Origin of the sequence: Arthrobacter sp. 35/47, from assembly GCF_000520475.1 — a bacterium.
Classification (GTDB): Bacteria; Actinomycetota; Actinomycetes; order Actinomycetales; family Micrococcaceae; genus Arthrobacter_D; species Arthrobacter_D subterraneus.
The window spans coordinates 18,891-43,535 of sequence record NZ_KI914592.1 but is presented as its reverse complement, the minus strand read 5'-3'; the positions used below and the strand labels follow the sequence as shown (position 1 = coordinate 43,535).

The window sequence follows — 24,645 nt, the reverse complement described above, 5'->3', positions numbered from 1 at the left end:
GTAGGCCTCGGCCTTGGAGACGCCTGCCATGGTGAGGCCCAGGCTGACGTTGTCGATGACCGACTTCCAGGGCAGCAGCGCGTCCTGCTGGAACATGTAGGAGGCCCGCCGGTTCACGCCGTCAACGGGCTGGCCAAAACTATGGACAGTGCCCGACGACGGATTGAGCAGTCCCGCTGCCATGTTCAGGATGGTGGACTTGCCGGAGCCGGTAGGGCCGACGATTGAGACGAACCGGCCGGGCTCCACCTTGAGGTCGATATCCCGCACGGCGAAGTAGGACCCGCCGCCCGGGGTGACGAACTCCTTGGTGCAGCCGTTCAGTTCAACGGCGTACTCGGTCTGTGCAGGATGCGTCATTGCTCATCTCCTGGAAGCCACAACGCTCATTCCGCAGAACCACATTGTGGGTTGTTCTTCATGATGTGGTTTGAATAGTACACAGTAATGTGCGTCACACTCAAGCGTTACGTGACTGCGGTTTTTCTTAGCCTGCGGCGTCAGCCTTCTGATATGGGCCGGTCAGCCCAGCGGACGCTCCATGACGAAGTCCGTCTCGACGTTGCGTCCCAGCTGGAAGGTCTTGGCGCCGACGCGGGTGAATCCGTGCTTCTCGTAGAAGCGGACGGCGCGGGCGTTCCGGTCATTGGTGCCCAGCCAGATACCCTCTGCCTCAGTGCCCTGGGCGGCGATCTCCAGGGACGCCTCCATCAGGTGCGAGGACGAGCCCCGCCCATGCTGTGACGGATGGACGTAGAACTTGCTGAGCTCGATCGTGGGGAAGATGGACAGCGTGGAGCGGACCTGTTCGTCCTTCGGGAGTCCTTTGGCGAGCATGCTCCAGGCGAGGAGGTGCCCGTTTTCCCGCAGGCACAGCAGGATCTTGTCCAGATCTGCGATGTGCTGGGTGAACCGCTCCTCGGACAACTCGGTGGCGACGAAGTGCGCAATGTCGTCCGGATGGGAAGTCGGCGGGCAGGCGAGCGGGAAGGTGACGGCCGCCAGGGAGGCGAGGGGGCCGGCGTCGTTCGCGGTGGCATGGTCAATAACAACGGTCACGGAAGTCAGGTTAGCGCCGATTCGCTTCTTCGGGCACCGGCTGGTGCGTAATAAGCGGTGCCGTTCAGCTGGAGGCGGGCGACACTGCGTGGCCGAGGATATGCGCAACCGGCGGCACCAGCGGCTGGACCGAGAAACCGAAACGCTTGGTATCGCGGACTTCGAAGCCGGCCGCCACGATTGATTCCAGCGTGTCCCGGTTCGGGTGGCAGCCCCCGGCCACCCGGTGCCACAGGGGTGTCAGCAGATCCTCGAGGGCGGCAAGCACCGTGCGGTCGGAGCGGACGTGCTCGTAGAAGGCCAGAACGCCGCCCGGGCGCAGGACCCTGCGGGCCTCGGCCAGTGCCACGGACTGGTCTGAAACGCTGCACAGCACCAGGCTTGCGACCACAGCATCGGCGCTCTCGTCAGCGGCTGGAATCTCCTCGGCCGTTCCGGCGAGCACCCGAACCGGAACCGGCGCGGAGGAAGCCCGGCTCCGGGCGAGGGACCTGAGGTGGTCATCGGGCTCGACTGCCAGGACCTCGGTGACAGTAGCCGGGTAGTGGCTGAAATTCGATCCGTCACCGGCTCCGATCTCGACCACCCTGCCGTTCAGCCCGTGAAGCAGTGCACGGCGGTGTTCGGTGGCGCCCCTGATGTTCATTCCCTCCACGGCACGCGCATACGCGCGGGCAAAGCGGGGATGCTGCAGGTCTGCAGGTCCCCGCTCGGCATCAGGACCGGTCATCAGTCCATACAGCCCTGAACGCTAGAAGTTGTCAATGAAAGCGCCGGCTGCGGGCAGGGCATATTTCGGCTGGCGTGAGTCGGACCGTCTGGCGACGAAGATCCAGGTGACGGTGTCGCCGTCGTGGGCAGGCAGGACGCTGCCCTGGGCAATGTAGCGCTGGTCGGCTTCCCTGCCGGCGGGTGCCCACCAGCCGTCCACGGGGCAGTGTTCGCCGGTTCGGGCCTCGCGGGTCTTGTGCGTGCCGGTGCCCTGCACGTGATGGTGCGGGTGGTGCTTCTTCATCGCTGATCTGACTCCGTTGTCGGTTCGGGCGGGGTGGAACTACTGAAATTCTAGGACGCCGGGTCTGTCCAGTCGCTGTGCGAATGGCCAGACCCGGCCGTGGGGTTTTGTGCTGGACAGCACTCTGGCCGGTGTCGCTTCGGCGGTCGCGGAACCCTCTTAGAGCTCCGGCACACAGGGTCCCGCGCCGAGCTTTGCGAGGCCTGCCAGGTCTCCCTCGGCGAGGTGGGTCTGTCCGGTGTTCTCCTCATACATCAGCTGTGTTGGGTCCTGCACGTGGTCCAGCCCCAGCACGTGGGCGAGCTCGTGGATCACGATGGCCCTGACATGGTCTCGCCCGCCCTCGAATTCGAGGATCTGGACCATGGCCGGTGCATCCAGCATGACCTGCCCGGCCACCAGGACAAGGGGTTTGTCGGGCCGCTGCGCGATCTCGCTGCCGCCGAGGCCTGCGGTGTCGCCGGCCAGCTCGGGAATTTCGGACGGGCTGGTCCAGGTGATCAGGACCGGTGCCCAGCGTTTGCCGTAGCGGTCTGGCTGGTAGGAGTCCCGTTCCCCGGGGCTCGGTGGTTCGCTGGTGGGCCCGTCGAAAACGAAGGTGAGCCCGGTTGCCGCAGACACCTCGGCGACAGCCTCCTGCACGATGCCCTCCGTCCCCGCGGGTGCGTTGTCCGGCCGCACAACGTAGTGAACCGGACGGCACGGGTCATACGCCACGAATTCCTGCTGCAGGTTGGGGTAGTCGAACAGCGCGTATTGGGCTGAACCGGTTGACGGCGGCGGAGTGCCCAGCGGGACCGTGGATGCTTCCACTCCGCGCGGGGGAACGTTGGACCAGGGGAGGAGCGGGAGAACGTCGGGGAAGATGTCCCGTTCAAAGACGGTCGGCGTGAGATACAGCGCGACGACGAACGCAACCAGTGCAGCGGTGCGGACACGCAGTTTTCGCACCGATGACCGCTCACGACGACGACGGCGCCCTCCTCCCGCCGGATTGCCGCCTCCCCGGAGACCGCCCGCCCGGTTGCTGCCTGCCCGGTTGTCGCCTGTCCGTTTGTCTCCAGGCCATCGGCCGCCGGTTTCGGTCCGGTAGGCGCGCAGTTGTTCGTTGAGTGCTTCCTCCAGTGCCCACTGCGGGACGCGTCCCGAGCCGGATTGCCTCATACCGGGCGGCTGGCCCGCCGGCGGCTGAGCACCTCCGGACGGATTGTCATCCCGATGGAACCACTCGCGATCCAGTACCCCCATGGTGTCCAGCTAGTCCTCTCGCGCAGATGTTCCCGGAACAGCATCGCTCATACGTGCCCGGGAGCCGCCGATTTGTGCCAAACCTGCCGAAAAATTTCAGGAAGTCCGCCCGGAGCGGTATTCGCCGGACGCTGAATGGGTAGCCACTGCCGTCGTCGTCTTCGTAGCGTTGCGGGCAGCACACCCAAAGAAGTTGCGGGCAGCACACCCAGTGAACGAGAACCCCATGAGAAGGAGCGGTCATGTCGCGAGTTGCCATTATCGGAGGCCACGGAAAAGTGGCGCTGCACCTGTCCCGGATGCTGTCCGGCGCCGGACACCAGGTGAGTTCGATCATCCGCAATCCCGACCATGCGGCGGACGTCGAGAGCGCGGGTGCGCAGCCGGTTGTCGCGGACGTAACGAAGCTGTCGGTTGGCGAGTTGGCCGACGTCGTGCGCGGGCATGACGCGGTGGTGTGGTCGGCCGGTGCGGCGGGAAGCAGTCCGGAGGACACGTACGCGATCGACCGGGATGCGGCAATCCGGTCCATGGACGCCGCGAAGGAGGCGGGCGTGGACCGCTACGTGATGGTCTCCTACATCGGTGCCCGGAAGGACCACGGTGTGTCACCGGAGACCGGGTTCTTCCACTACGCCGAGGCGAAGGCCGCGGCGGACGAGTATCTGCGCGGCACTGATCTGGCGTGGACCATCCTCGGCCCGGGCGCACTCACCACGGATCCGGGCATCGGTGCAATCGAGGTATCGCCGGAGCCGCAGCAGGATTCGGTGGCCCGTGAGGACGTGGCACAGGTGGCGGCTGCAGTGCTGAGCAACCCGGGGACGGTGGGGAAGTTCATCCAGTTCAACAGCGGCGAGACGCCGATCGCGGAGGCCGTCGAGGTGGTCTGAGGCTATTCTGCGGGGGTCGGGTCCCAGACGGCGCACCCCCGCAGCGCCTGGGCCAGTTCCCTCCCGCCGCCCTGGGCGATGAGGTCCGGACTGCCCACGATGACCAGCAGACTGCGTGCCCGCGACATCCCCACATAGAGCTGTTCCGCTGCCCGCTCCAGCTCCTTGAAGCCGTCAACGCACAGGATCACCACCGAGCGTTCGAGCCCCTTGAAGCCGAGCACATGACCGTAGAACTCGGCTTCCTTGGCATGGAATTCGTCCCAGTACTGCCTGGTGGTGCCGTCCAGGTGGTGTTGCTGGTGGATGGGGTGCCGGTGATTGGTGGTGAGGAGCGCGATCTGGTTTGCCGCCCAGCCTTCTTCGATCAGCGCGTCGACGCAGTCGGAGGCGCGGTCCAGAGCCTGGTCCGTGCTGCAGTCCACCAGCCGTACCGGCATGCCGGTGTTCCCGCGCGGGGTGAAGTGTCTACCGGCCAGGGGCTTGAAGGTCTGGGCGATCCGGCGGGTATTACGCAGATTCTCGTCCACATGGATGGGAACGAGGTCCGCGAGCGGACCGTGGGTGAAGTCCGCGCTGCCGCCGCTGCGGTGGTAGACATCCTGGCGGTCGTCCATGAAGGCGTAGATCTCGCTGGACTCCGGGTCCTTCAAACACTGGAGGAGGGCCTCCCACCAGAGTGGAGCGAAGTCCTGTGCTTCATCGACCACCACGGCGTCGAACTTGCGGTCCGGCGGAAGACGCGCGGCTTTTTCCTTGAGCAGGCGCGGCATTTCCTCATCGAAGTAGGTCTGACCTTCGCCGTCCGGCACTCCCACGGACCGCACGTACTCGTGGAATTCGCCGGTGAAAGCCGGCTTCATCTGCCGCCACCCGCCGACCTGGTTCTCGAGGTACATCCCCAGGCCCTTGTTGTAGCAGAAGAGGCCGACGCGCTTGCCTTCCTTGCACAGCCGCTGCGCCTTCGCCAGCGCCAACCAGGTTTTGCCGCTGCCCGCACCGCCGGTGAACCGTATGCGCGGTATGTCCCTCGTGGCTGACAGCAGCGTGTCCTGCCGTGCGGTCAGCTGATCCTGCAGGTCCTCGCTCTGGGCGCTGTCGGCCGTGTCGCTGGGCAGAGCGTCAAGCGTTCCCTCCAGCTTGCGGACAATCCGTTCCAGGTACGACGGCGCCAGCTGGGTGGCGCCGCCGGCTTCCGTTTCGATCGCACGGCGGATTTTTTCTGCCGCAGCTGTCAGGTCCTCACGGTCAAGGATCAGCGCGCGCGGTGCTCCGCTCAGCGTCCAGTTCGCCGGCACGGACGTGTAGGGGAGGCATGCCGTGTAGGCGAAGCGGCTGGTCAGCGGGGTGCCCAGCTGTTCACCGATCCACTCCCGGAAGGCATGTTGGGCGCCCTGGGACTGGACCAGCGGGCTCTTGATCACACGCTTTCCGGAGCGGTCGGACTGGTACCACTGACCCCGGTCGATACTCAGCTGGCCACCCTTGACCTCGATGGCGGCCAGGCCGACGTGCGGCCACAGCACGAGGAGGTCGATCTCGTGTTCGGCACTGCCGTGACGTACCTGAACCGAGTGCGCCAGCACCACGTCATTGGGCAGCGCCGACTTCAGTACCTGCCAGACGGCACGCTCCGCCGAATGCCCCTCATCGAAGAACGGCTGTTCCGGGATGCACCGCACCGCGAGCATGGCTAAGCTCCTTCCAAGCCGGAGCTCCCTGAATTAGCGCAGAGCCCGATGAACGCCCCAAGTTCTTCAAGATGCTCGGGTCGGGACGGCATGTGGTGGGTCAGTTCGAGGGAACGAACAAGGACGGCCCGCCACTGACCGCGGGAGATGGCCACGTTGATCCTGTTGCGGTTCAGGAGGAACTGAATGCCTCGCGGCGCTTCCGACGCCGCAGAGCATGCCATCGATACGATCACCACAGGAGCTTCCTGACCCTGGAACTTGTCCACGGTGCCGACGCGTGTTCCTTTCAGTCCGGCGTCCTTGAGCTTCCGCCGAATCATCTGGACCTGCGCGTTATAGGCAGCGACCACCAGCACGTCGGCGTCCCCGAGGGGGCGCGGCCCGTTGGCGGCGTCGTCCCAGCGTAATCCAATGTGTTTCTGCACCTGGCGGACTACTTCCTCGGCTTCTTCAGACGAAGCACTCGCGTTGCCGCGGTGCTCAACCAGTACGCATTCGACGCCAGCTGGAACGCCGTCGAGTACCCGCTTGGTCGCAAGCACCGCGCTTTCGAGCTTGTTGTCATAGGAGAGCCGCGACACCGACCGGCACAGCTCGGGATGCATCCGCCAGCTGTCAGCGAGGAAGTAGCCGAGATTGGGGTTCAGAGTGGCACTTCCGTGCGAGAGCCAGCCGAGCGCGGACTCGTCCACCGGCTCCGGATGGTTTGCCTGAGTCACCTGCGGCAGCTGCTGCGGGTCGCCGAGGAGGAGCAGGCGCTTGGTTGCCCGCGAAACAGCCAGTGTGTTGGCCAACGAGAATTGGCCGGCCTCATCGATCACCAGAAGGTCAAGGGACTCTGGCGGTACTTTACTTCCGGTCATCGTCCACGCTGTGCCGCCGACCAGGACACCGCCCGATCCATCAAGGAGCACGGCGACGTCCTCGTCGGACTTGTATGCCCAGGGCGCCTCCGGGTTGTCGGTTTTCTTCGCAATCCGGTCGGCCGGCACACCGGCGATCAGGGCGGCTTCGAGCATATGTTCGACGACGGCGTGCGACTGAGCCACTACGCCGACTTTCCAGCCGCGCGACACGAGGGCACAGATCACATGGGACCCGACGTGCGTCTTGCCGGTTCCGGGCGGACCCTGAACTGCGAGGTAGGAGCGGTCGAGTGCTTCGACGGCCGCGGTGATGGCGGTGACGTACTCATGGTCGACGACCTCGGGAAGGGCGCCTCCCCTGGAAAGCGCCGGAGTTGCGCGACGTAGGATTTCGAGGCCGGGATGCTTCGGCAGATCGGGCAACCCGGATCCGACATCCCGTGCCAACTCGGACAGCGCAGCCCGAATGGACTTCGTGGCGATTGGCTGGTCGGGGGTCAGCGCCATGGGAGTCTGCGAGTAGGGCTCTCCACCGCGCTTGAGTCTCTCCTGGATAACGAGGTGTTCTCCATCCCTGTCAGCATAGGTATCGACGATTTCAGTTCCGAACCAGCCCCCTCTGCCGTCGACCTTCCCGTCCAACGGATCGACACCTTCGGGAAGCGGCTCGCAGTACATCCGAAACCACGGTTTGCCGCCCGGCTTGAACTCCGAACCTTCCGATGAAATGCCGCACAGGTCCACAACGCGGACCGGATTACTGCGGGCACTCGGCTTCGCCCAGTCCTGCACGACAGCGGCATGGCGCACGATGAACACATCCCGTGTACTGGACCAGTCGTCGACAGGGGACCCCAGCCGATCAAAGTGCTCCCACCAGAACTGCTTGTCCTCGCGACGGTGGTAACCCACGGCAGCGCCCACCATGGCGATCGCCTGTTCGTCGTCCGTAAGGGCGCGAGTTGTCGGCAGGGAGGATACGTAGTCACGAAGCACCTGCTCCTCGGGTGAGGGGGGTTCGGATTTATCCGCTTTCGGCTCCGGGCGCTGTGCCAACGCGATGCCGCGCTCGGCGGCCAAACCCAACAACCAATTCCGCAACTCGAGGGTGGAGAGACAGTCATACCGGTTGTAGTCACTGATGCCGGCAAGGATCTCCGCTGCCTTCTCGGCGTCCCCACTGTCACGTGCCTCGCAGTACTGGGCATAGGCAACGACGGATGCACCGGCATCGGTCACTTCCCCCGAGCGCAGGTTGCTGCCCATGTACAGTGGCTCGAGTTTCTTGATGCTGTACGAGCGGTCCGAAATCCTCAGGCTCGTGCGCACGGTCTCATAGAGGTCCACCAGGACGCCGTCCCGCAAGAGCGTGTCGACGGCTTCCTCGCCGATGAGGTGTATCAGCGAGAGGTTCCGAAGGGCCGTCTTCTCGTAGGCAGCGTAGTGGTAGATATGCATACTGGGATAACGGCGACGGCGCTCGGCTACGTAGTCGAGGAAACTCGCAAACGCCTGTCGTTCCTGCGCGCGGTCGTGAGCCCAGAAGGGTACGAAGGGCGGCTCTCCGCCGGGGGTCAAGGGGTTCTCGACGACGCCAAAAAGGTATTCGATGCCCCACCGGCCGCTCTGCGGGTCCTGCCACAGTGGGTCGCCCTCGAAGTCGAAAAAGATGTCGCCCTCGTCGGGCTCTGGAAGGTTGCCGAGACTGCCGTCCTTCAGGACCCGGTAACTCAGCGTCTGCTGGTCCCCGTCCTTGTCGGTGTAGTTAACGCTCCCGTCAATGTCCGCGATGCCGAGTTGCATACGGGCCTGATCACGCAACGCGAGGAGGCTCTCGTTGTCTTCCGGGACGTTCATAGCGGCGAGGTCATCGATCGTATGGATGCCGTCCTTGTGCAGCTTTGCTCGCCGGGTAGTGCTCATCCGCCCGACCATCAAGAGATCCCTGGTCTCTGCGACCATCAGCTGGCAGTACTCACACCGTCCGCAGGCTGTATGTGAGTCATCGCCCCACAGCACGGGGGCTGTCTGGCTGCGGTGCGTTTCAATCAGGTCGAGGAAACGACCGCGGCGCTCGCGATACACAGGCAACAGGTCCGCGAGTCGATGGTCGCTGTGCTGTTCGTTGCCGAGCACCAGAGTGACCCACGGTGCAGGTTCAATGCCCGCTTTCAGCAGTTGGTCTCCATACGCCGCGAGCTGCAGCAAGGCGCCAACCTTGGCATGGCGGGCGAGCTTGGTGTCCCAGACTGCATACGCGCCGTCGACCTTGACGAGGAAGTCCGAACGCCCGTGAAACTGCCCGTCGAAGAAAGCGGCCTGGAAGACCACATCCGCCCCGCTTCGCAGCGCCTCCACAGATTCTGCGTGCTTCGCGAGGAGGAGCGAACGTTCCATACCGGCGGCGGGAACGACGTCGTACACTCCGGTCTTGCGCACAGGATCCCATTCGCCATGTTCCGCGAGGAAGCGATCCAGGATCTTCCGCTCATGGACATCACCGAGTTGGGCCGTGCGATCGAGCATTTCATCAACGTCGAACTCTGGCTTCTCTGCACGACCCAGCTTCTCGTCGAGAACGCGCAGCGTGCGATATTCACAGACCGACGCGTTGACGAGATCGGTAGCGGAGAAAACAAGATCGGGCGTGTTCTGGCCGCTCACGGGCGGGAGCAGGAACATGGCACCTCCAGGGGTTGTGCGTTAGACCCATGGAATCACGCGGGGATGACATTCCTGCAGGGGAGTTAGGTGCGCGACGATCCGGGTCGTTACGCATGCGACTATCTTCAGCTTGCTCTCGCGCTTATCAGCGGGCGAACGGCATCTATCAGCAGGTGAACCGACCCTGAGGATAGCCTACTGAACGGGATATTCGGTCTCTTAGAGAACCCCGACTCACGCATCAAGCGCGCAGCCTCCGCGAAGGCCGGGTCAGATTCAATCTGACTGAGGAACCTGTCGAGTTCAGGCTGGAGGGACCCCCGCCCGACATGCGATCGAACCTTCCCGAAACTCAGCTCCAATGAAGTGCGCTGCCCGGTGTAGTAGTAGCAATAAAGTGTTCCGATCCAGGTTTCGTCTGCCGTAATGATTCGGAGCCCGCCCGTCGGTTCTGCGCTCGCCGTTCCGAAATAATCGAGTCCAATCGCTTTTCCCTGCTCGATCAGCTGATTGAATCGCTCGAGGCTATCCGGATCGTGTTCCTGCATCCATTGACGGTGCTTCTCTAGATCCCAGGTTTCCTTCTGACGATCGTCCCCTCTGCGCTTGACCTCTGCTATCTCGGCGCCATAGGAACGAGGGACGAGTATTTCAATTTCACCGTCTACGGCGCGCACATATTCCACTGCAACGACAGAAATTTCGGATCCGAGGGAACGGTTGAGAAACTCAACGATTCGTCGCAAATCTCGGTTGATCGTGTCTACCGCCAGCACCAAACGAAATCGCGCGTTTTGCAGATTCGCTTCAACGGCTGCACGAAGATCAATGCCTGAGTCGGTAGCCCCGTCAAAGGGGGAATCCAATCTTCGTTCCCGCCACCTGCGGTCGAAATCCTCCAGTTGCATAGTCCAAAGCCTGGAAGCGTAGTCGAACATCTGCCCAATAATCTCGCGCCGAACCTGACGGTTGGACGCGAGCTTGCATTCCACAAGAGTCAGGGTGCCGTCGGGTTCCAGAACCAAGATGTCAGCAGGACCTACCTCCGTTTGGAACTCACGACACGTCCTGGCTCCCTCACTCACACCCGGGATGAGTTGCGGATGGGCAGCGAGGGTCTGCTGCAGCTCAGCTTCATTGGCATAACCGCGCGCCAGCGGCTCCCTCCAACCGCCGCTCGAGTCTCTAATGAGAATGTCCTTCATAGCTGAGCCATTCCGTGTCCCCGCATCCGAGAGTTCCGGTTACCAGCAGAAGCGTACGCCTCGGAACACTTCGAAAGTAGATAGCCCAAGCGGTTCAGATCCAGACAGAGGTCCCTTCGACTACCCGGTCAGGTCCCAAACTCGGAGTCGGTTACTGTTTCCTCCCCGTTCCCGTTGTCGTTCCGGTAGTCCGCCAGCACGAGGATCGGGAGGTGGTCCGATGCACCGCGCGGCAGGGTCTCCACCCGGTCGATTTCCAGCCCACGCGAGGTGGCAAAGTCGAAGTGCCCGCGGAACACCATTCCACGCGTGTAGGTCCGGCGGTCGCTGAGCGAGAGGTCGTAGCCGGATTCGGTCATGTGCGCCGTGAGCTTCTGCGTGAAGAACGGGTAGTTGAAGTCGCCGACCATGAGGGTTGCGAGACCGTCGCCCATGCTCAGCAGTTCGGCGTGCGCGGCGTCGATCTGATGCCGCCGCAGCGAGTTCGACGCCGTCAGGGGAGCGGCATGGAAGGAACCGGCCACCAGCGTGCGGTCGGTCTCCAGATCGAGGAACTTCACGCCGATCAACCGCTCGTGGGCGGGCGACAGCACACGGTCATGAAGTGACTTCTTGAGCGAGAACGCGTCCGCCCGGACCATGTCGAACCGCTCGCGGCTGTAGTACATCGCCAGTCCCAGCCGGTTTTCCTTGGTGACGGTGGCCATCTGGAGGTTACCGACGACGTCGGGCAGGTCAGACGCATCGCACTCCTGCAGGCACAGCAGGTCCACCTTGTAGTCCTGCACCAGGGACTCAAGCTCTCCACTGGCTTTGTGCTCGCGAAGGTTGTAGCTGATTGTGCGTATCAGGGCCGTACTCCTTTGGCGATGGAGGGCAGAAGCACGTTCAGTTTAGACACTCCTGGGCAGGGAAGCGGTGGATGAGTCGAAGAGGATGACCTGCCGGATGGCTTTCCCGTCGGCGAGCTGGTCCATCGCCTCGTTGATGTCATCGAGCGAAATGTGGGAGGAGATCAGCGCCTCGACGGGCAGCTTCCCTTCCCGCCACAGCTGCGCATATCGCGGGATGTCCCGCTCCGGGACCGCCGAGCCGAGGTAGCTGCCCACGATGGTCCGCGCCTCAGCGGTGAGACCGAGCGGTGCGATCGACGCCCGGGCATCCGGTGACGGCAGCCCGACCGTCACCGTGGTTCCGCCGACGCCGGTGAGCTGCACGGCGGTTTCGAAGGCCCGGGCGTTCCCGGCGGCCTCGATGACCACTGGCGCCTTGACGCCCTGCTCGAGTGCTTCCTGCGGCGTGTAGACGGCGGTGGCGCCCAGATCCTTCGCTGCTTCCAGCTTGGCGGGTACGGCGTCCACTCCTATTACGTCGCCCTTCCCGAGCGAGAGAGCCGTGATCAGCGCAGCCATGCCGACCCCGCCCAGCCCGACCACCACCACAGCATCACCATCCTGCGGCTTGCCGGTGTTGAGAACGGCGCCGCCGCCGGTGAGGACAGCGCAGCCCAGGACGGCGGCGATTTCCGGTGGGACGTCGTCGTCGATCCTCACCACGGACTTCCGGTTGACCACCGCGTGGGTGGCGAACCCGGAGACGCCGAGGTGGTGCCGGATGTCCTCACCATGGCGGTGGAGGCGCTGACCGCCGTCGAGCAGCACGCCCTCGTTGTTGGCGGCCGAACCCACGGTGCAGGGCAGGAGCCCGTCGGTCCCGCAGTTCCTGCAATCGCCGCAGCGCGGCAGGAACGCCATGACCACCCGGTCGCCGATGGAGAGCCCGACGACGCCGTCCCCCAACTGCTCCACGCGGCCGGCCGCCTCGTGGCCCAAAAGCATGGGGACGGGCCGGATGCGGTTGCCGTCCACTACGGAGAGGTCCGAGTGGCAGAGTCCTGCGGCCTCGATCCGGACGAGGATTTCACCGGGTCCGGGCCCGTCCAGCTCCACTTCACCGATGCTGATGGGACGGGAATCCGCGTAGGGGCGTTGCCGGCCGATTTCCTCGAGGACTGCTCCGGTGATCTTCATGTAGGCCTTCGTTCAGGGGACCGCACGCGGGTGTTGCTGAGGTTGCGGTCCAGGCGGGGTTCTTTTCAGGGGGTGTTTCAGGTGCTGGCAGCGAGGCGCCGGCGCAGCTCTGCGGCAGCACCGTCGTCGTTGTTGTTCGGTGCGGGCAGAGGCCCGCGCCCCCACAACCACAGCAGCAGGTCGTGCGGCTCTCCGGAGATGATGGTACTGGCTGTGCCGCTCACCTCGCGGGAGACCTCACGGGAAATTTCGACGTCGGTCGGCAGCAGACGGACGAACCAGGTGTGTCCGCCGCTTTCGAGGACCAGGTCTCCCGTGGTGCCTTCCGGCGCAGCATCCGTTCCCCGGGCGGCCTGTCCGCGCTCGAACATGACGGTGAGGATCTCGTCGATGCCGTCGACCGCGAGTTCCGGGTCGATGGGCCGCGGATCAGCGAGGGCCGCTTCGACGTCGTAGCGGTGGATGGCGGTCTCATGGGTGAGCCGGCGGATCCAGAACCCGACCGTCTGGTCCTCTGCAACCCAGGACTCTGCCGGGTCTGAGGGTTGGTGGGAATCGAACTCACTGGTCAACCGCTGGTAGCAGGTTTCCAGCATCCGGGCCGGACCGAGCTGCTGGATGTCCTCCGGAATCCAGTGTCCCTGTGGTTTGACGCCGGTACGGATGGTCTCGGCCTTCTGCAGGTAGACCAGTGCGGTGTGCCGTGCCAGCTGCTCGATGTCCCACTCCGGGCAGGCCGGAACGCGGGTGCCCGGATCCGCGGTCTTGGTCAGCTTCAGCAGCCGCGCGAAGTCCTGGGCCATTAGCTCGCGGTAGCGGTCATAGGGGAGCGCGTAAGGGTAGTCGGGTTTCATCGGGCTCCTTTCGCCAGTTCCTTTACCTCACCGGCGATGACGGCGTCCAACAGTTCCCGGACGTTCCCGAACACGTACCTGGCGCCGGCGTCGCGCAGTTCAGCTTCGCTGGTGCCGCCCGTGGTGACCGCGATGGTGGGTATGCCGAGCTTGTTCGCGGTGACGACGTCCCAGACGGCGTCACCGACAAACACGGCTTCCTCGGCCTTGAGTTCGGCAACGTCCAGGGCCGCTTCGAGGATGTCCGGGGCGGGTTTGCTGATGCCCGTGTCGGTGGCATTGGTGGCGCCGGAGATGGCGTCATCGGCGTCGATTACTTTTCGCAGGACGGTGAGCTCTTCTTCGGACGCGGAGGTGGCGAGCACGACGGCGAGACCGGCGTCGGCGCAGTGCCGGAGCAGGTCGCGGGCGCCGTCGAACGGGCGGAGCGCGGGCCATTGGGCGGAGAAGAGTGCGCCGTGGGTGTCCTCAAGCGACTCGTCCTGGTCCTTGTCCCGGTCCTCGCCGAGGAGGTGCTCGATCAGGGTGCTGCCACCCATGCCGATGGTGCGGTGGATGGACGCCATGGGGACGTCGTGGCCGTAGCGGCGGAAGGCCTGCCACCACGCCAGGGTGTGCAGGTAATTGGTGTCCACGAGTGTGCCGTCAACGTCGAAAAGGACGCCGCGCGCCCCGCCGTCGTACTTTTCTGTCATGGTGCCGCCTCGGTGAGTCCGTTGTGGAATAGGATGTGCTGCATCACGGGGGTATCGGCGGTAACTCACCAACAGGATCCCGGACTATCCACCTTGTCTCAGAAGGAAACCCATGTCGAGTTACTCCAGCCAGTCACGCACACCTTATCCCAGCGAACAGCCCTTCGCCGCGACCCCTTCCCGGAAGTCGCCGGCCATGAGTTTTGCCGGGCCGGGCCATGAGGGGAAGCGCGCTGCACAGCTTTCGATTGCCTACGGTGTGCTCGGGATGTTCCTGTTCTGGTTCGTCTTCGGTCCCATGGCAATCAGCTCCGCAAACAAGGCCGAACGGATGGGCGAATCAGCCGCCGGAGGCCGTCTGCTGGGCTGGGTGGCGATCATCCTCGGCGTGTTGAGCATCCTGATGGTGATCGGATTCTTCCTGATGTTTGCGGCGGGTCTGTCGACGGCGTTCGAGAACGGGATTCCGGCTTAACGTTCGGTCGCCAGCGCTTTTTTCCCGGCCAGAAGAACGTCCCGGTCCAGTCCGCCGGCATCCGTCAGTGCGAGTTCAATATTTTCCCGCAGCAGCGGTAGAGCGGCGGCACCGACCTTGGCAATAAGTGCAGCCCATAGGTCCCGTACGGTGCTGCAGCTCTGAACTGCGCCCGTTGCAGAGCGAAGAGTCCAGGCGTCCCCGGCCACCTGGATGGTTGGCAGCCCGGGAACAGCTGTACAAAGGGCGCTGATCGTCTGGGCGACGATGTGCTGGGAACGCAGGGTACGCACCGGTCCCAGCACATCGTCGGCGACCACAGCCCGGCCGCATGCACCACACATGCCGGGCTTCCTACGGCATCACGTCGCCGGAATTGGGTCCCAGCGTCTGGCCGACGAAGAGGTTCCCTCCCGGGTCACTTGCCAGGAGGAGCGCTGTCGGCGCCACCTCCGCCGGTGTGCCGAAGCGGCCCAACGGCAGCTCCTGCATTTTCGCCCGCTTCCAATCCGTTGAAATCCCCTCGACCAAGGGAGTCTCAATTGGGCCCGGCGCGATCGAATTGACCAGAACATTGTGCGGAGCAAGCTCCAACGCAAGCGACTTGGTCAACCCGATCACTCCCGCCTTGGCAGCACTGTAATGGCTCAGCCCGGTGCCTCCCTTGATGCCCAGCTGTGAGGAAATATTGATGATCCTTCCCCACCCCGCCTGCTGCATGTCCGGCACCACCTCACGGCAGCACAGGAAAATGCCGGTGAGATCGACGGCGAGAGTCTCGTTCCACATCGCCAGCGACATGTCCCGCAGCGGCGACTCCGTGAGGAGGCCGGCGCTGTTGACGAGGACGTCGATCGGGCCGAGCTTTTCCCGTGCTTCAGCGAAGGCAGCGCGGACGCTCGATTCATCCGAGACGTCGACGGCGATTGTGTCCGGTCCCGGTGCCCGGTCCAGCACCACTACGTGATCACCGTTTGCCGCGAAGGCTTCGACAATAGCCGCGCCGATCCCGCTGCCGCCACCGGTGACGACGACGGCGCGCCCGCCTGAGCCTGCTGGCCCTCCGCTCATATTCTGTACTTTCGCTCAGCCGCTTTGATCGCCATGGTCAGGCCCGCATCTTGACGGTGAGTCCACCGTCGACGATCAGGGACTGGCCCGTGATGTACACGGAGTCCTCGGAGGTGAGGAAGCCGATGACGCTGGCAACCTCTTCCGGTCGGCCGACACGACCCCAGGGGATGTCCTGCCCCGCCCGCTTGAGGCCCTCCGGTCCCAGGGAATTGACCGGGTCGAGCGACTGCGGCGTTTCGATGAGCCCCGGAATGACCGCATTCGCACGGATCTTCCGGGGACCGAGCTCCACGGCGACGCTCCGGACCAGGCCCAGTACGCCGGCCTTCGCGGCCGCGTAGTGGGCGTGTTCCTCCCAGCCGTAGACACCCCCGGCGATCGAGGACACCGCCACCATGGCACCGCCGTCGCTCATCCGGGCGGCGCCGGACCGCAAGGTGCGCAGCACGCCGGTGAGGTCGACGTCGAGCATGTCGGTCCACTTTTCGTCGGTGAGAGAATCCAGCGCGGCGTTGCGGAGGATGCCGGCGTTGGCGATGGCGTAGTCCAGCCGACCGAATGACGACAGCGATTCCTCGGCGAAGGATTCCACCGAGTCGGTGCTGCGGACATCGACTTCCTTGATGACCGCTTTGCCGCCCGCGTCCTCGACGAGCTTGAGGGTTTCTTCCGGATCATGCGGGTCGCCGGGGAATGTTCCGATGACTACGTGCACGCCCCGCGCTGCGTAGTGTGCGCTGAGTGCCCGGCCTATGCCGCTTGCGGCGCCGGTGATGATTGCGGCTCTGGGGTCAGGCATTGGGATCCTCGAGGAGTTCGCGGGGGATGGGCTTCGCAGCCATCATGAGGAGGCCGGAAACCAGTGTTCCCAATGCGCCCACCCAGAGGGCGGCGGCAGTGGTCCCGGCCGCGGCCGTCACCAGCGTGAAGAGCGCTCCGCCCAGGATGATGCCGGGCTGGCTCATGGCTCCGATGAAGGCCAGGCCCGTGGCGCGGCAACTGACGGGGTAGCACTCGGCCATGAAGTACTGGATCGCGGCGTAGGGGCCGACGAGGAAGAACAGCCCGGTTCCGTAGCTCAGAATGATCAGGGTGGGGGTCGATGCGATAGGGCTGAGCATGACGGCGAAGGAGATGCCCGAGATGATCCAGCCGATGATGATGGTCTTCTTGCGTCCGATGACGTCACCGAACCAGCCGTGGAACACATAGCCGAAGTAGGCCAGTGCGTTGATCACGATCAGCATCCAGAACGCGTCGGCGAGTTCAACGCCGCGGGAGTTCACCAGCACCGACGAGCCCAGGATGCTGAACACCATAATGCCGAAGAAATTGACGATCCAGGCGAGTGAGAAAACGATGGTGTTCCGGCGAAGTCCCGGTTCCCAGATGCGCTTCAGGGGCGCCGTCGAGGAGTGCTGCACTCCAAAGGAACCGGCGAGAGCGTGCGCTTCATCGACGCGGCCGCTCTTTTCCAGCGCAGTCAGCTTCTCGTGAAGCTCGAACTGGGGTGTTTCCTTGAGCTTCTTGGAAATCAGGTAGACGGTGATGGCGGCCGGGATGGCTGCCATGATGTACAGCGCGCGCCATCCGAGTGAGGGCAGGAAGGCGAAGGCGAGTGCGCTGGCGAGCAGGAAGCCGAGCGGCCAGCCGCCCTGGATGAACGAGTAGTAGAAGCCGGGACGCTTGCGCTTCTTGGTGTCCTCGGTGACCTGGTAGACCTCGTTCATGTAGGTGGCGTTGACAGCCTGCTCAGAGAATCCAAGCCCGCCGAAGGAACGAACGAAAACCAGGAGTGCGTTGCTGAAGAAGCCGAGCGTCGCGGGAATGGCTGCGGTCACAGCGGAGACGAGCGCCGTGCCGCCGACCGTCACCATCATGCCCTTGCGGCGTCCAAGCCGGTCGATCACAGGTCCCACACCGAAGCAGACGATGGCCGTGCCGACGGCAATCCAGGTGTTGACCGCGTAGGCCTCGGTCTCAGTCCACCCGAATTCCTCCTGCATGGCCGGAAGCAGGGTGCCGAACAGGCCGTAGTCAAAGACGGCGATAGTCCACGCCAGCAGAGCGAGCCAGGTGGCAATCGTGGTGTTCTTCTTGCTGAAGACCGGCAGCTTCCGCTGCTCGCCATCCCTCGGCGTTGAGAGATTGATCTGATCAGTTGAGATGCTCATGTCTAGCTTGCCTTTCGGGGATTGCGGGCGAGGAAAGAGTCGGCGATCTGGTCGAAGTTCATCCAGCTCACGCCGTCGTGGCTGTTGATGTGCTCGATGAGGCGCTCCAGCATGAGGAGAACCTGCGGGCGGCCGGACACATCGGGGTGGATGGTCATGGTGAAGGTCGCCTGATCCATTTCGCGGTAGACCCAGTCGAACTGGTCCCGCCACATCTGCTCGATGTCACGCGGGCTCACAAACCCGTGGGAGTTGGGCGCGGCCTTGATGAACATCATGGGAGGGAGATCATCGAGGTACCAGTTGGCGGGTATCTCCACGAGGTCGGTCTCTTCACCGCGCACCAGGGGCTTCATCCAGGACTCAGCGGGCTGGGTGTAGTCGATCTTGGTCCAGCTGTCGCCGACGCGGACGTAGTAGGGCTCGAAGTCGCGGTGCATAAGCGAGTGGTCATACTTGATGCCCCGCTCCAGGAGGATCTCGTTGGTGACGTTGGAGAACTCCCACCAGGGCGCTACGTAACCGGTGGGCCGCTTGCCGGAGACCTTGTCGATCAGCTCGATGGAGCGGTCGAGAATGGCCGTTTCCTGCTCGCGGGTCATGGCGATCGGGTTCTCGTGGGAGTATCCGTGCACGCCGATCTCCTGGCCGGCATCAACGATCATCCGGGTGAGGTCCGGGAACGTCTCGATCGAATGGCCCGGTACAAACCAGGTTGAGGGAAGGCTGTACTTTTCGAAGAGGCGCAGCAGCCGCGGGCCGCCTACCTCGCCGCTGAAGAGGCCTCTGGAGATATCGCACGGCGAGTCCTCGCCTCCATAAGAACCGAGCATGCCGGCAACGGCATCCACGTCGACCCCGAAGGCTACCTGAATTTCCTTACTCATAATCCACCTCTCATGGACGGTTACTGCTGATCTTTCAGTTGGTTTGATGTAGGTTTCCGCGTTCGGCAAACACTTCTGCAATGCGGGTAACGGGGGTGCCCAGCCGAATGAGCAACTGGAGCAGGGCAAGCGCCTGGGAAGGCTTGAGCATGCCGGCGGAGATGGCTCCGGCTGCTTCCAGATCCTTTCCGCCTCCGCCGCCGTACACGGCCATTACTGGACCGGCCTGGACCCGGGTGCTGACGATCACCGGGACCCCGGCGGCCACGGCCTGACCGACCACGGCAACGAAACCGCGATTGGCGTTACCGTTCCCGGTAGCCTGCAGGACGACTCCGCGGGATCCGGCCTCCAACGCCGCGGCCAGGAGCGAGCCGTCAGCACCCGGATGGCAGGCGATGACGTCGACCCGCGGTGCAGGGGATGCGGCAGGACCCGCCCAGGGAAGGGGAGCCAGGCGCCTGGTTGCTGTGCCCAGTTCAACCTCGCCGGCAGGGGACACCCGTCCAGCCGGACCGGCGTCCGGGTCACCGAATGCCTGCAGGTCTGACGTGTGAATCTTGCGGACTCCTGCGGCGCGAAAGATCCTGCCGTTGAAGACGATGAGTGCGCCCTGGTTCCGGGCGCCGGCCGACGCGGCGACGGCGACCGCCTGCTTCAGGTTTTCCGGCCCGTCCGGATCAGGGTGGTCGGCCGGACGCTGTGCTCCGGTGAACACGACGGGTCGCTCGTCATTGTGGAGGAGGTCTGCAAGGTAAGCGGATTCTTCCATCGTGTCCGTGCCGTGGGTCACCACCGCGCCTACCGCGTTCTCATCGGCCAGCGCCTCCCTGATGGAGGAACAGATCTCCAGCATGTCCGCAAAGCTGAGCGCATACGACCCGGTGCGCATCACATCCACGACCCTGACGGCCAGCTCAGGGTCCAGCCCTGCGCTGGCCAGCAGGTCGCTGCCGCCGTCCGCGGCCAGGGTAGCGCCGGACTCCGGGGTGTTGCGGGACACGATGGTGCCGCCTGTCGCGAGGAGTACGACATGGGGAGTGGTGACGTTCGTGTCCACGAAAACTCCTGTTCGAGGTTGTTTGCCCAATCGTTTGGGTTGCCTTTGCGAAAGACTTGACCAAACGTTTGGGTGGGTTCAAGATGAGACCCTATGGTGTGACTTGGGCCACGTCAAGAGGTCCGCCGGAAAATTAATCCGTACCGTAGGGTGCTACACGTGAATGGAAAGGACCGCGGGGTGAACCAGGGACAACGGAACCAACCGGCGGTTACCTTGAAGGACCTCGCCGACGAGCTGGGGCTTCATCTCTCGACCGTCTCCCGTGTCCTTCATTCCCGGGACGACGTGGCGCGCCGGGCGGCCTCCTCTGCAACCGCCCAAAAAGTCCGGGAACTGGCGCAGTTGCGCGGCTATTCGCCTGATCCGCAGGCCACCAGCCTTAGAACCAGAAGAACCAGGGCGATCGGCGTGATCGTGCCGCGGCTCTCCGACATCGTCCTCGCAACAATGTATGAGGGTGTCGAAGAGACCGCGGCGGCGAACAACTATTCGACGTTTGTCATGAACTCCCACGATGACCAGGACGAGCAGCGTCGCAAGGCCGGAATCATGCTCGCCAGGCGTGTTGACGGACTGATCCTCGGGGATGTTCATGCTGACAGTGACCTCGTCCACGAGCTCTCATCACGCGGAGTCCCTTTTGTTCTCATGAATCGCCGTCATCCGCAGTACCCATCATCCACGTGCGACGACGTTGTCGGCGGTGAGTTGGTGGCCGATCACCTGTGGGCGCAGGGTCACCGCCGGGTCGCCGTAATCGCCGGTGAAACCTACGCCAGTACTGCGCTGGACCGTACGGGAGGCTTCCGCAAGCGCTGGGAAGCGCTCGGTGGAACCCTTCCCGACGAGTCGGTGGTCTGGTCCCACTTCGACACCGAGGGCGGACGGGAGGCCGCCGAGCAGATCATGCTCGCGCCGGGCCCGGTTCCTACCGCCATCTTCGCGGTGAACGACTTTGCCGCCATCGGCGCGATGGGGGCGCTGCGTGCTGCCGGCCTCACCGTGGGAAAGGACATCGCCGTTGTTGGCTTCAACGACACGTCACTGGCTGCGCAGTTGCCCATCCCGCTCTCTTCGGTGCGCTCACCCATGATGGAGATCGGGCGGAGAGCGGTCGGCCTGTTGCTGAACGTGCTGGACCATCATCCGGCTGAGTCCCAACTGTTGGAGCCGCAGCTGATGGTCCGTGAAAGCAGTGACTTCGGCGTCGAAGGCAGCTGACGGGTCGGTGGGCGCCGACAGTTGCGGTTTTCCTCGCACCGCCGGCTCTCACCGGGCCCACTCCCAAATCCTCGCCCGGCGCTCGTTCATCTCCCGCCGGGCCTGCAGCGCCTCGTCCATCGAGACGGAGCGGAAGGCCGTCGTCGTGCCCGGTGCGCTTCTGGCAAGTAGATCCATGTCCGCGCTGATGACGGTAGCCACCATGGCGTAGCCGCCGCCGGAGACGGCATCCCGGTGCAGGATGATCGGCTCCTTTCCGCCGGGAACCTGGATGGACCCGACGGCGTAACCGGCGTCGACAATGTTCGAGGGATCCGATCCCGCGCCGAACGGTTGCTGCCGCGGTTTCCAGGACAGCTCCGGTCCGGCGTAGCGCAGCCCCATGCGGTCTGCAACCGGGGTCAGGGTCCAGTCCGCGCTGAGCAGCGTGGACAATCCTTCCTCTGTCAGACGGTGGTCATAAAGGCCTGGCAGCACACGGACGGTGACATCCCTGTCAAAGGTCGGGCGCTCCGCCTCATCGAAGTGACCGGGTGAGGCGACGTCGTCGAACGGTGTGTGCTGCGCGCCGACGGGGACTGCGTCCCCGGCTTGCAGCGCCCGGCCGTTGAAGCCTCCCATGGCGCCGAGCGTGTACGTCGAACGGCTGCCCAAGACCGAGGGGACGTCGATGCCGCCCTGGGCGGCGATGTAATAGCGGGTACCGCCGCTCAGCATGCCGAAGGACAACTGATCGCCGGCCCGAAGCTGCAGGCGCGTCCACTGCTCCTGCGCCACGTCGTTGATCTTCACCTCCACGGGCGCCCCGGTGACGGCGACAACGGCGTCCTCGTCGCTGACCAGTTTTGGTCCGATGTAGGTGCATTCCAGCACCGCTTCCGTCCCAGTGTTGCCGACCAGGGAGTTGGCCATTTCCGCTGAGAGCTGGTCCATGGCTCCGCCCTGTGGGATGCCGACGTTGTAGTAGCCGGGACGGCCTCTGTCCTGGACGGTGGTCGCGAGGCCCGGTTCGAGGATGTTAAACGCCATTGAGCTGCTCCATGATGTCCTTGTTGTACTGGGCGGGGTTATCCAGAGCACGCTCAAGATCGAAGGTGACCGGTGTCTGGCGGTAACGGTAGGTGCCGGCTTCCACCTGCGCCTGGATATCGCGGTATTCCTCTTCCTCGACGGGGCGGAACTTCACAATGTCTCCGGGGCGGAAAAAGATCATGAAGTCCCTGAAGTCCTCAAGACGCTGTGCCGGGTCGAAGATCGGGGCCGCCGCGATGCCGAACATCTGGTAGCCGCCTGCTCCGCGGACCGAGTAGATGCAGGCGAAGCATCCTCCATGCCCCACGGTGAGGGCGGGCGTATCGGTGCGGGGGCTGAGGTACTTGGGGACTTCCAGCTGCTCCTCCTGCGGAACGATCTGGAACATGAACGGCAGGCCCGCCACAAAGCCGACCATGGACACGAGCCACGCCGATTCATGGTGGCGGCGGATGAACTCCGCGGCGGACTCGAGGTTGTTCTCCTCGGCGGCGAAATCGAGATCGTTGCCCTCGGGCCGCTGGTGGCCCTTGCGGAAGCGTGCACCGGTTTCATTGGTGTAGGAATCGTCATACCAGACCGGAACCTCAATGACCCGCGTTTCCAGCACGCGCGAAGAGGCATGAACCACCTGGTCTTCCAGGGCCCGGACGGCAGACTCCAGTTCTGACGGTAGTACGACGTCGGGGTCGAACCGGATGAGGAGCGAAGCGTTTGCGGGGCAGATGTCGGTGACGCCCGCGATGTCCTCCTCTCCGAGCAGGGCCGCCATCGCATTGGCCTTGAAGTTTGCGGCCAGGCTCATGTCTTCGGCGATTTCGACGAACAGGAACTCATCGCCTCCCCAGGTGTAGCGGGCTGTCTGGGGGACAGCTGGGGCACTGGTCATGTGAGCGCTCCTAACAGTTCGGGCGTTGATTCGATGAACTTTGAATGGTGTTGGGCTGAAAGCACTTCCTCGCGTTCGAGCAGGGATTTCAGCAGCGGCAGCGTGGTTTTCACTCCCTCTATGTGCACTTCCCGCAGGGCGTGGGCTGAGCGTGCGATCACTTCCTCGCGGCTGCTGTCCCACACGATGAGCTTGGCAAGCAGTGAGTCATAGAAGGGGGCGACGACGGAGCCGGAGACAACCCCGGAATCGACCCGGACGCCCGGTCCGCCGGGCCAGTCCAGACGCTGGAGCGTACCGGGGCTGGGCATGAAGCCGTTGTCAGGATCTTCCGCGTTGATGCGGAATTCGAAGGCGTGGCCGCTGAACCGGATGTCTTCCTGCTGCAGGCGGAGCGACCTGTCCCTGGCCACCAGAATCTGCTCGCGGACCAGGTCCAGGCCGGTGATCATCTCCGTGACGGGGTGCTCAACCTGCAGGCGGGTGTTCATCTCGATGAAGGCGGCTTCCTCGGCGTCCGGGTCGTAGAGGAATTCGATGGTTCCGAGACCTTCGTAGCCGCACTGCAGTCCGAGATCGATCGAGGACTGGAGGATCGTATTCCGGACGTGGTCCGGCAGGCCCGGAGCTGGTGCCTCCTCAACGATCTTTTGCTGCCTGCGCTGCAGAGAGCAGTCCCGGTCGCCGATGTGGATCACGCGTTGTCCGTCGCCAAGGATCTGCACTTCGACGTGCCGTGCCTTCGCGACGAACTGCTCAAGGTACACCGCCGGGTCACCGAATGCTGCCTGCGCCTCTGCGCGGGCGATGCTGATGGTCGATTCGAGGTCGCCTTCCTCCGTCACCAGCCGGATGCCGCGGCCGCCGCCACCGGCGGAGGCCTTCACCACGAGGGGGTAACCCACCTCGGCGGCGATGGCGAGCGCATCTGCGCCCTCCGTTACAGGGCCGTCACTGCCGCGCAGAGTCGGCACTCCTGCCTTTTTGGCGGCCTGCCGTGCCTGGGCCTTGTTGCCCATCAGCTCGATTGCGGAGGCGGGAGGTCCAATCCAGGTTAGTCCGCTGTCGGTCGCCGCCTTCGCGAAGGAGGCGTTCTCGGACAGGAATCCGTAGCCGGGGTGGACGGCGTCGCACCCGCTCTCCGTGGCGGCGCGCAGCACCGCCGCGACGTCAAGGTAGCTCTTGCTTGCGGGTGCGGGGCCGATGCTGCGCACCTCGTCAGCAAGGTGGGCAGCGTACGATTCCGCATCCGCCTCGCTGGCCGCCAGGACGGTGCGGATGCCGAGGCCGCGGGCTGAGCGGATGATGCGGACGGCGATCTCACCCCGGTTCGCTACCAGTATTTTCTGTATCATTCGGCGGTCACAGTCGCGATCACGGCGCCCGGGTTCACGGTGCCGGCATCCTCGATGAGGAACTTCTCAAGGACTCCGGAAACGTCGCTGCGGATCTCCGAGAACTGCTTCATGATTTCGACGACGCCGATGGTCTGTCCCGCTTCAATCCGCTCGCCCTCCTCCGCGTAGGGCTCCTTGTCAGGACCAGGCTTGCGGTAGAAAATTCCCGGCAGGGGAGAAATGATGTCAGACATGTTTGTCCTTTCTGGA

Annotated in this window: 25 protein-coding genes; 3 read left to right on the top strand and 22 right to left on the bottom strand. The window is 64.1% G+C overall.

Going from position 1 to position 24,645, the window contains the following annotated elements; translation table 11 throughout:
* From X803_RS18315 to X803_RS0106810, 5 genes are all read right to left on the bottom strand, one after another.
* A partial coding sequence (locus X803_RS18315; protein ID WP_035778213.1) for an ATP-binding cassette domain-containing protein occupies positions 1–360 on the bottom strand: 360 nt, incomplete at its 3' end.
* 162 nt (positions 361–522) lie between these two features.
* A complete protein-coding gene (locus tag X803_RS0106825) occupies positions 523–1,059 on the bottom strand; it encodes a GNAT family N-acetyltransferase (RefSeq protein WP_026544567.1) in 537 nt (178 codons plus the stop codon).
* A gap of 64 nt (positions 1,060–1,123) precedes the next feature.
* Positions 1,124–1,789: a class I SAM-dependent methyltransferase gene (locus X803_RS0106820; RefSeq protein WP_035778171.1), complete on the bottom strand. Its 666-nt coding sequence runs from the start codon at positions 1,787–1,789 to the stop codon at positions 1,124–1,126.
* A 21-nt stretch (positions 1,790–1,810) separates the two neighbouring features.
* Positions 1,811–2,074, bottom strand: a complete 264-nt coding sequence (locus X803_RS18310) for a hypothetical protein (RefSeq protein ID WP_035778170.1) — start codon at positions 2,072–2,074, stop codon at positions 1,811–1,813.
* A 159-nt stretch (positions 2,075–2,233) separates the two neighbouring features.
* Complete coding sequence (locus tag X803_RS0106810) at positions 2,234–3,238, bottom strand: matrixin family metalloprotease (RefSeq protein WP_253907404.1); 1,005 nt, start codon at positions 3,236–3,238, stop codon at positions 2,234–2,236.
* 326 nt (positions 3,239–3,564) lie between these two features.
* On the opposite strand from X803_RS0106810, the gene X803_RS0106805 reads away from it, so the two are divergent.
* Positions 3,565–4,215 carry an SDR family oxidoreductase gene (locus tag X803_RS0106805; RefSeq protein ID WP_026544564.1) on the top strand — a complete coding sequence of 217 codons (651 nt, stop codon included), beginning with the start codon at positions 3,565–3,567 and terminating at the stop codon, positions 4,213–4,215.
* A gap of 2 nt (positions 4,216–4,217) precedes the next feature.
* Here the strand turns inward: X803_RS0106805 and X803_RS0106800 are convergent, their stop codons facing one another.
* The 7 genes from X803_RS0106800 to X803_RS18295 form a co-directional block, all read right to left on the bottom strand.
* Positions 4,218–5,906, bottom strand: coding sequence for a nuclease-related domain-containing DEAD/DEAH box helicase (locus X803_RS0106800; RefSeq protein WP_035778169.1), 1,689 nt, complete (start codon positions 5,904–5,906; stop codon positions 4,218–4,220).
* Between the two features lie 2 nt (positions 5,907–5,908).
* A complete protein-coding gene (locus tag X803_RS0106795) occupies positions 5,909–9,457 on the bottom strand; it encodes a bifunctional RecB family nuclease/DEAD/DEAH box helicase (protein ID WP_026544562.1) in 3,549 nt (1,182 codons plus the stop codon).
* A 107-nt stretch (positions 9,458–9,564) separates the two neighbouring features.
* On the bottom strand, positions 9,565–10,644 hold the full coding sequence (locus X803_RS0106790; protein ID WP_026544561.1) for a hypothetical protein: 1,080 nt from the start codon (positions 10,642–10,644) through the stop codon (positions 9,565–9,567).
* Between the two features lie 128 nt (positions 10,645–10,772).
* Positions 10,773–11,492 (bottom strand): endonuclease/exonuclease/phosphatase family protein, encoded by a 720-nt coding sequence (locus tag X803_RS18305; protein ID WP_051470541.1) that lies wholly within the window; start codon positions 11,490–11,492, stop codon positions 10,773–10,775.
* 45 nt (positions 11,493–11,537) lie between these two features.
* Positions 11,538–12,674, bottom strand: coding sequence for an alcohol dehydrogenase catalytic domain-containing protein (locus tag X803_RS0106780; protein ID WP_026544560.1), 1,137 nt, complete (start codon positions 12,672–12,674; stop codon positions 11,538–11,540).
* Positions 12,675–12,751: 77 nt separating this feature from the next.
* Positions 12,752–13,528, bottom strand: a complete 777-nt coding sequence (locus tag X803_RS20985; protein ID WP_051470540.1) for a maleylpyruvate isomerase family mycothiol-dependent enzyme — start codon at positions 13,526–13,528, stop codon at positions 12,752–12,754.
* On the bottom strand, positions 13,525–14,223 hold the full coding sequence (locus X803_RS18295) for an HAD family hydrolase (protein WP_035778168.1): 699 nt from the start codon (positions 14,221–14,223) through the stop codon (positions 13,525–13,527). Before X803_RS18295 ends, X803_RS20985 begins: the two co-directional genes overlap by 4 nt.
* A gap of 112 nt (positions 14,224–14,335) precedes the next feature.
* Here X803_RS18295 and X803_RS0106765 point away from each other — a divergent pair, with 112 nt between their 5' ends.
* Positions 14,336–14,698 carry a hypothetical protein gene (locus tag X803_RS0106765; protein ID WP_156929989.1) on the top strand — a complete coding sequence of 121 codons (363 nt, stop codon included), beginning with the start codon at positions 14,336–14,338 and terminating at the stop codon, positions 14,696–14,698.
* Here the strand turns inward: X803_RS0106765 and X803_RS0106760 are convergent.
* The 6 genes from X803_RS0106760 to X803_RS0106735 are packed head-to-tail and all read right to left on the bottom strand — an operon-like array spanning position 14,695 to position 19,893.
* Positions 14,695–15,042 (bottom strand): hypothetical protein, encoded by a 348-nt coding sequence (locus tag X803_RS0106760; protein ID WP_156929988.1) that lies wholly within the window; start codon positions 15,040–15,042, stop codon positions 14,695–14,697. The genes X803_RS0106765 and X803_RS0106760 overlap by 4 nt on opposite strands.
* 10 nt (positions 15,043–15,052) lie before the next feature.
* Positions 15,053–15,769, bottom strand: coding sequence for an SDR family NAD(P)-dependent oxidoreductase (locus tag X803_RS0106755; protein WP_026544557.1), 717 nt, complete (start codon positions 15,767–15,769; stop codon positions 15,053–15,055).
* 37 nt (positions 15,770–15,806) lie between these two features.
* Entirely contained in the window at positions 15,807–16,571 is a 765-nt protein-coding gene (locus tag X803_RS0106750) for an SDR family NAD(P)-dependent oxidoreductase (protein ID WP_026544556.1), read from the bottom strand.
* The gene (locus tag X803_RS0106745; RefSeq protein WP_026544555.1) at positions 16,564–17,946 is read right to left on the bottom strand and encodes an MFS transporter; all 1,383 of its coding nucleotides are present in this window, start codon (positions 17,944–17,946) and stop codon (positions 16,564–16,566) included. The genes X803_RS0106750 and X803_RS0106745 overlap by 8 nt, the downstream gene beginning before the upstream one ends.
* A 2-nt stretch (positions 17,947–17,948) precedes the next feature.
* Positions 17,949–18,833: a polysaccharide deacetylase family protein gene (locus X803_RS0106740; protein WP_026544554.1), complete on the bottom strand. Its 885-nt coding sequence runs from the start codon at positions 18,831–18,833 to the stop codon at positions 17,949–17,951.
* Positions 18,834–18,867: 34 nt separating this feature from the next.
* Entirely contained in the window at positions 18,868–19,893 is a 1,026-nt protein-coding gene (locus X803_RS0106735; protein WP_026544553.1) for an asparaginase, read from the bottom strand.
* Positions 19,894–20,073: 180 nt separating this feature from the next.
* Here X803_RS0106735 and X803_RS0106730 point away from each other — a divergent pair, with 180 nt between their 5' ends.
* Positions 20,074–21,117 (top strand): LacI family DNA-binding transcriptional regulator, encoded by a 1,044-nt coding sequence (locus X803_RS0106730; RefSeq protein ID WP_026544552.1) that lies wholly within the window; start codon positions 20,074–20,076, stop codon positions 21,115–21,117.
* A gap of 48 nt (positions 21,118–21,165) precedes the next feature.
* On the opposite strand, the gene X803_RS0106725 is transcribed toward X803_RS0106730, so the two are convergent.
* Genes X803_RS0106725 through X803_RS0106710 form a run of 4 tightly spaced genes read right to left on the bottom strand, consistent with a single transcriptional unit; the run spans position 21,166 to position 24,629 of the window.
* Positions 21,166–22,146 carry a 5-oxoprolinase subunit C family protein gene (locus tag X803_RS0106725; protein ID WP_026544551.1) on the bottom strand — a complete coding sequence of 327 codons (981 nt, stop codon included), beginning with the start codon at positions 22,144–22,146 and terminating at the stop codon, positions 21,166–21,168.
* Positions 22,136–23,038, bottom strand: a complete 903-nt coding sequence (locus X803_RS0106720; RefSeq protein WP_026544550.1) for a 5-oxoprolinase subunit B family protein — start codon at positions 23,036–23,038, stop codon at positions 22,136–22,138. The genes X803_RS0106725 and X803_RS0106720 overlap by 11 nt, the downstream gene beginning before the upstream one ends.
* On the bottom strand, positions 23,035–24,393 hold the full coding sequence (locus X803_RS0106715) for an acetyl-CoA carboxylase biotin carboxylase subunit (protein ID WP_026544549.1): 1,359 nt from the start codon (positions 24,391–24,393) through the stop codon (positions 23,035–23,037). Before X803_RS0106715 ends, X803_RS0106720 begins: the two co-directional genes overlap by 4 nt.
* Entirely contained in the window at positions 24,390–24,629 is a 240-nt protein-coding gene (locus X803_RS0106710; protein WP_026544548.1) for an acetyl-CoA carboxylase, read from the bottom strand. The genes X803_RS0106715 and X803_RS0106710 overlap by 4 nt, the downstream gene beginning before the upstream one ends.
* Positions 24,630–24,645 lie beyond the last annotated feature (16 nt).

Coding starts and splice junctions, on each gene's coding strand:
- X803_RS0106820 (WP_035778171.1), bottom strand. CDS start 1,789: ATGACCGGTCCTGATGCCGAGCGGGGACCTGCAGACCTGCAGCATCCC.
- X803_RS18310 (WP_035778170.1), bottom strand. CDS start 2,074: ATGAAGAAGCACCACCCGCACCATCACGTGCAGGGCACCGGCACGCAC.
- X803_RS0106810 (WP_253907404.1), bottom strand. CDS start 3,238: ATGAGGCAATCCGGCTCGGGACGCGTCCCGCAGTGGGCACTGGAGGAA.
- X803_RS0106805 (WP_026544564.1), top strand. CDS start 3,565: ATGTCGCGAGTTGCCATTATCGGAGGCCACGGAAAAGTGGCGCTGCAC.
- X803_RS0106800 (WP_035778169.1), bottom strand. CDS start 5,906: ATGCTCGCGGTGCGGTGCATCCCGGAACAGCCGTTCTTCGATGAGGGG.
- X803_RS0106795 (WP_026544562.1), bottom strand. CDS start 9,457: ATGTTCCTGCTCCCGCCCGTGAGCGGCCAGAACACGCCCGATCTTGTT.
- X803_RS0106790 (WP_026544561.1), bottom strand. CDS start 10,644: ATGAAGGACATTCTCATTAGAGACTCGAGCGGCGGTTGGAGGGAGCCG.
- X803_RS0106780 (WP_026544560.1), bottom strand. CDS start 12,674: ATGAAGATCACCGGAGCAGTCCTCGAGGAAATCGGCCGGCAACGCCCC.
- X803_RS20985 (WP_051470540.1), bottom strand. CDS start 13,528: ATGAAACCCGACTACCCTTACGCGCTCCCCTATGACCGCTACCGCGAG.
- X803_RS18295 (WP_035778168.1), bottom strand. CDS start 14,223: ATGACAGAAAAGTACGACGGCGGGGCGCGCGGCGTCCTTTTCGACGTT.
- X803_RS0106765 (WP_156929989.1), top strand. CDS start 14,336: ATGTCGAGTTACTCCAGCCAGTCACGCACACCTTATCCCAGCGAACAG.
- X803_RS0106760 (WP_156929988.1), bottom strand. CDS start 15,042: ATGTGTGGTGCATGCGGCCGGGCTGTGGTCGCCGACGATGTGCTGGGA.
- X803_RS0106755 (WP_026544557.1), bottom strand. CDS start 15,769: ATGAGCGGAGGGCCAGCAGGCTCAGGCGGGCGCGCCGTCGTCGTCACC.
- X803_RS0106750 (WP_026544556.1), bottom strand. CDS start 16,571: ATGCCTGACCCCAGAGCCGCAATCATCACCGGCGCCGCAAGCGGCATA.
- X803_RS0106745 (WP_026544555.1), bottom strand. CDS start 17,946: ATGAGCATCTCAACTGATCAGATCAATCTCTCAACGCCGAGGGATGGC.
- X803_RS0106740 (WP_026544554.1), bottom strand. CDS start 18,833: ATGAGTAAGGAAATTCAGGTAGCCTTCGGGGTCGACGTGGATGCCGTT.
- X803_RS0106725 (WP_026544551.1), bottom strand. CDS start 22,146: ATGGCGTTTAACATCCTCGAACCGGGCCTCGCGACCACCGTCCAGGAC.
- X803_RS0106720 (WP_026544550.1), bottom strand. CDS start 23,038: ATGACCAGTGCCCCAGCTGTCCCCCAGACAGCCCGCTACACCTGGGGA.
- X803_RS0106715 (WP_026544549.1), bottom strand. CDS start 24,393: ATGATACAGAAAATACTGGTAGCGAACCGGGGTGAGATCGCCGTCCGC.
- X803_RS0106710 (WP_026544548.1), bottom strand. CDS start 24,629: ATGTCTGACATCATTTCTCCCCTGCCGGGAATTTTCTACCGCAAGCCT.